Source organism: Nioella sp. (assembly GCF_964229645.1).
Classification (GTDB): domain Bacteria; phylum Pseudomonadota; class Alphaproteobacteria; order Rhodobacterales; family Rhodobacteraceae; genus Nioella.
Genome location: NZ_CAXREX010000011.1, coordinates 1 through 3,243 on the forward strand (window position 1 = coordinate 1; position 3,243 = coordinate 3,243).

Annotated in this window: 6 protein-coding genes and 1 pseudogene; all 7 read left to right on the forward strand. The window is 67.3% G+C overall.

Annotated features, from left to right (window positions below):
- The coding region (locus ACEQXV_RS00695; RefSeq protein ID WP_370267400.1) for a glutamate ligase domain-containing protein at positions 1-579 on the forward strand (579 nt) is incomplete at its 5' end.
- 153 nt (positions 580-732) lie between these two features.
- Entirely contained in the window at positions 733-987 is a 255-nt protein-coding gene (locus ACEQXV_RS00700) for a DUF2484 family protein (protein ID WP_370255501.1), read from the forward strand.
- Positions 987-1,235: a DUF2484 family protein gene (locus ACEQXV_RS00705; RefSeq protein WP_370255500.1), complete on the forward strand. Its 249-nt coding sequence runs from the start codon at positions 987-989 to the stop codon at positions 1,233-1,235. Before ACEQXV_RS00700 ends, ACEQXV_RS00705 begins: the two co-directional genes overlap by 1 nt.
- A 9-nt stretch (positions 1,236-1,244) precedes the next feature.
- A complete protein-coding gene (locus ACEQXV_RS00710; RefSeq protein ID WP_370255499.1) occupies positions 1,245-1,556 on the forward strand; it encodes a hypothetical protein in 312 nt (103 codons plus the stop codon).
- Positions 1,557-1,559: 3 nt separating this feature from the next.
- Complete coding sequence (locus ACEQXV_RS00715) at positions 1,560-1,859, forward strand: hypothetical protein (RefSeq protein ID WP_370255496.1); 300 nt, start codon at positions 1,560-1,562, stop codon at positions 1,857-1,859.
- A 5-nt stretch (positions 1,860-1,864) separates the two neighbouring features.
- A complete protein-coding gene (murB, locus tag ACEQXV_RS00720) occupies positions 1,865-2,824 on the forward strand; it encodes a UDP-N-acetylmuramate dehydrogenase (RefSeq protein ID WP_370267401.1) in 960 nt (319 codons plus the stop codon).
- 41 nt (positions 2,825-2,865) lie between these two features.
- A pseudogene (locus tag ACEQXV_RS00725) lies at positions 2,866-3,243 on the forward strand (D-alanine--D-alanine ligase); the annotation flags it as partial.

A 3,243-nucleotide genomic window follows, 5' to 3' on the forward strand; every position in this document is an offset into this window, starting at 1 on the left:
ATCGAGGGCTGCACCCTGCCGATGCCGGGCGATCACAATGTCTCGAACGCCCTGGCGGCCATCGCGGTGGCGCGCCACCTTGGCATGAAGTCGGCCGAGATCCGCGAGGCGCTGGCCCAGTTCAAGGGCGTGAACCGCCGCTTCACCAAGGTGGGCGAGGTGGGTGGCATCACCATCATCGACGATTACGGCCACCATCCCGTTGAAATCGCCGCCGTGCTGAAGGCTGCGCGCCAGGCCACCAAGGGCCGGGTCATCGCCGTGCACCAGCCGCATCGCTACACGCGGCTGCATTCGCTGTTCGAGGATTTCTGCACCTGTTTCAACGAGGCCGACGTGGTGGCCATCGCCGAGGTCTATGCCGCCGGCGAGGAGCCGATCGAAGGCGCCACGCGCGATGACCTCGTGGCAGGGCTGGTGGCCCATGGCCACCGCCATGCCCGCGCCATATTGAGCGAGGATGATCTGGAACGGCTGGTGCGCGAGCAGGCGCATCCGGGCGACAGGGTGGTCTGCCTTGGGGCCGGCACGATCAGTGCCTGGGCGCATGGGCTGCCGAAACGGTTGGAAAAGGGGTAACGGCATGGGCAAGCGGGGCGGAAATCGGCGCGATTTCCGGACGAAATCCGACACGGATTTCGCCCCCCGCTCCATCGACCGGGCGCGGGTGGAAACCGCGTCGGTTTCGGGTCCGGGATCCGTGCTGGATATTGCCACCAGGGAGGTCCGGCCATGACGCTGTCGCTGACGCTGGCCTGCCTTTGGGTGCTGGCCGCCACGATTACCGCCTTCCTGCCCATGCGGCTGCAATACGTCCCGGGCCTTGCCCTGCTGATCCTGGCCGTGCCGCTTCTGGTTTTCATCGGGCTCCAGCATTCGGCCTGGGTCGTCCTGGCCGCGATCGCGGGCTTCGTGTCGATGTTCCGCCACCCGCTGAGGTTCCTGGGCCGTCAGCTGGCCGGGCGGCTGAGAGGAGGAGACAGCTGATGCCGCTTTCCCTGACATTGGCGAGCCTTTGGGGCCTGACGGCCTGCCTGCTTGGGCTTGCGCCGAGCCGCTTTCACTGGCCCGCCGCCATCTGCCTGATCGCCACGGGCATCCCGCTTCTGGGCTATGTCACCCTGCAAATGGGCCCCTGGTGGGGGCTTGCGATGATGGCGGGCGGCGTGTCTGTCCTGCGCTGGCCGGTCTTCTATGCCGGGCGCTGGTTGCGCAGGCGCCTCTTGCACGGGTAAGAGAGCCGCATGAACAGCAATGCGATCCTCGCCATTTCGGCAGCCGTTCTTGCGGGTGCTGTCCTGGGCTTCCTGCTTGGACGGTATCGTCCGGGCGGCTGGCTTTTCGCCGCCAGCCTTGTGCTTGGCCTTGCCGCCGCCGGGCTGATGAGCAGCGACCTGCTGAGCCTTCTGGGCATCTCCAACCAGAACTGGGCCCATATGGCCTATGCCGCCTTCGGCATGCTGATCCTGATGCCCGCGCTGGCGGCGCTGATCGTGGCGGGAGGAATCGGCCTGTGGCTTGCCGCGCGGGCGCGAACCCCGGACGGGGAGGGCTGAGCGATGGAGCAGGTCTGGATCGTGGCAGGGGTCTGCGTGCTGATCGGGGGGGGCATCGGCTGGCTGGTGGCGCGCTTCCTGTCGCGCACCCTGCTGCGTGCGCTCTGGCTCGGACTTGCGATCACCTTCGTCTGGATCCTGTGGCCCGCCATCGAGATCAACCTGGGCTGGCGCGAGGCCAGTGGCTTCGAAGGTGTGGCCAATGTCATGCTGGCCGTGGTCTTCGTGCTGCCCACCCTGATCGCCTCGCTCGTTGGCGGCTGGCTCGGATTGCGGCGGAAGGCGCGCAAAGAGGCGGAGTGACCCCGATGACCCTGTTCCCCACACCGACCCCGACCCTGCCGCCCGTGCGCGGGCGCCTGACCCTCGACCGGCCGCTGGCCGACCTCACGTGGCTGCGCGTGGGCGGACCTGCGGATGCGCTCTTTCAACCTGCCGACCTTGAGGACCTGTGCGATTTCCTGGCCGAGCTCGACCCCGCCATTGCGGTGTTCCCGATGGGCGTGGGGTCGAACCTGATCGTGCGCGACGGCGGGCTGCACGCGGTGGTGATCCGGCTCGGGCGCGGCTTCAACGGGATCGAGATTGGCGCGGGCACGGTCACGGCGGGGGCGGCGGCGCTCGACGCGCCTGTGGCGCGCAAGGCGGCGGAGGCGGGGCTCGACCTGACCTTCCTGCGCACGATCCCCGGCAGCATCGGCGGCGCGCTGCGGATGAACGCGGGCTGCTATGGCAGCTACGTGGCCGATCACTTCCTCAGCGCCGAGGCGGTCCTGCGCGACGGCGCTCGCGTGACGCTGACCCGTGACGACATCCACTTCCAGTATCGCCAGACCGACCTGCCCGAGGGCGCGGTCGTCACCTCGGTCACCTTCCGCGCCGAGCCGGGCGAGCCCGCGGCGCTGGCGGCCCGGATGGAAGAGCAACTGGCCAAGCGCGACGCCACCCAACCCACGAAAGAGCGCAGCGCGGGCAGCACGTTTCGCAACCCGGCGGGGTTTTCCAGCACGGGACGCGCCGATGACGTGCATGACCTCAAGGCCTGGAAGCTGATCGACGAGGCTGGCATGCGCGGGGCCCGGCGGGGCGGTGCGCAGATGTCGGAAAAACACAGCAATTTCCTGCTCAACGCGGGTGGTGCCACGGCAGCGGACCTCGAAGGATTGGGCGAGGAGGTCCGAAAAAGGGTTTTCCAAGAGAGCGGAATAGAGCTAGTATGGGAAATCATGCGCGTCGGCGAACCGGCGGCGGATGACAAGCCGGAATAACCGGCGAAAACGATAAGCCAGAGGGGAAACAATCCCCCGGCATGAATGAGGCACAGGTGGCGGATAGTTCGGGCAGAACAATCTCCACAGTTGCGGTCCTGATGGGCGGATTCTCGGCAGAACGGGAAGTCAGCCTGTCGTCCGGCAAGGAATGCGCGGCCGCGCTGCGGGGTGAAGGATTCACGGTGATCGAGGTCGATGCGGGCCCCGATCTTGCCGAGCGTCTTGCCGATCTCAAACCCGATGTCGTGTTTAACGCGCTCCATGGCCGGTGGGGCGAGGATGGCTGCGTGCAGGGCATCCTGGAATGGATGAAGATCCCCTATACCCATTCGGGCGTGCTGGCCTCGGCGCTGGCGATGGACAAGCAACGCTCCAAGGATGCGTTCCGCGCGGCTGGCATCCCGGTCGTCGACAGC

Excerpts from the sequence above, each read along its gene's own strand:
- ACEQXV_RS00710 (WP_370255499.1), top strand. The coding sequence starts at position 1,245 with ATGAACAGCAATGCGATCCTCGCCATTTCGGCAGCCGTTCTTGCGGGT.
- ACEQXV_RS00715 (WP_370255496.1), top strand. The coding sequence starts at position 1,560 with ATGGAGCAGGTCTGGATCGTGGCAGGGGTCTGCGTGCTGATCGGGGGG.
- murB (WP_370267401.1), top strand. The coding sequence starts at position 1,865 with ATGACCCTGTTCCCCACACCGACCCCGACCCTGCCGCCCGTGCGCGGG.
- ACEQXV_RS00705 (WP_370255500.1), top strand. The coding sequence starts at position 987 with ATGCCGCTTTCCCTGACATTGGCGAGCCTTTGGGGCCTGACGGCCTGC.
- ACEQXV_RS00700 (WP_370255501.1), top strand. The coding sequence starts at position 733 with ATGACGCTGTCGCTGACGCTGGCCTGCCTTTGGGTGCTGGCCGCCACG.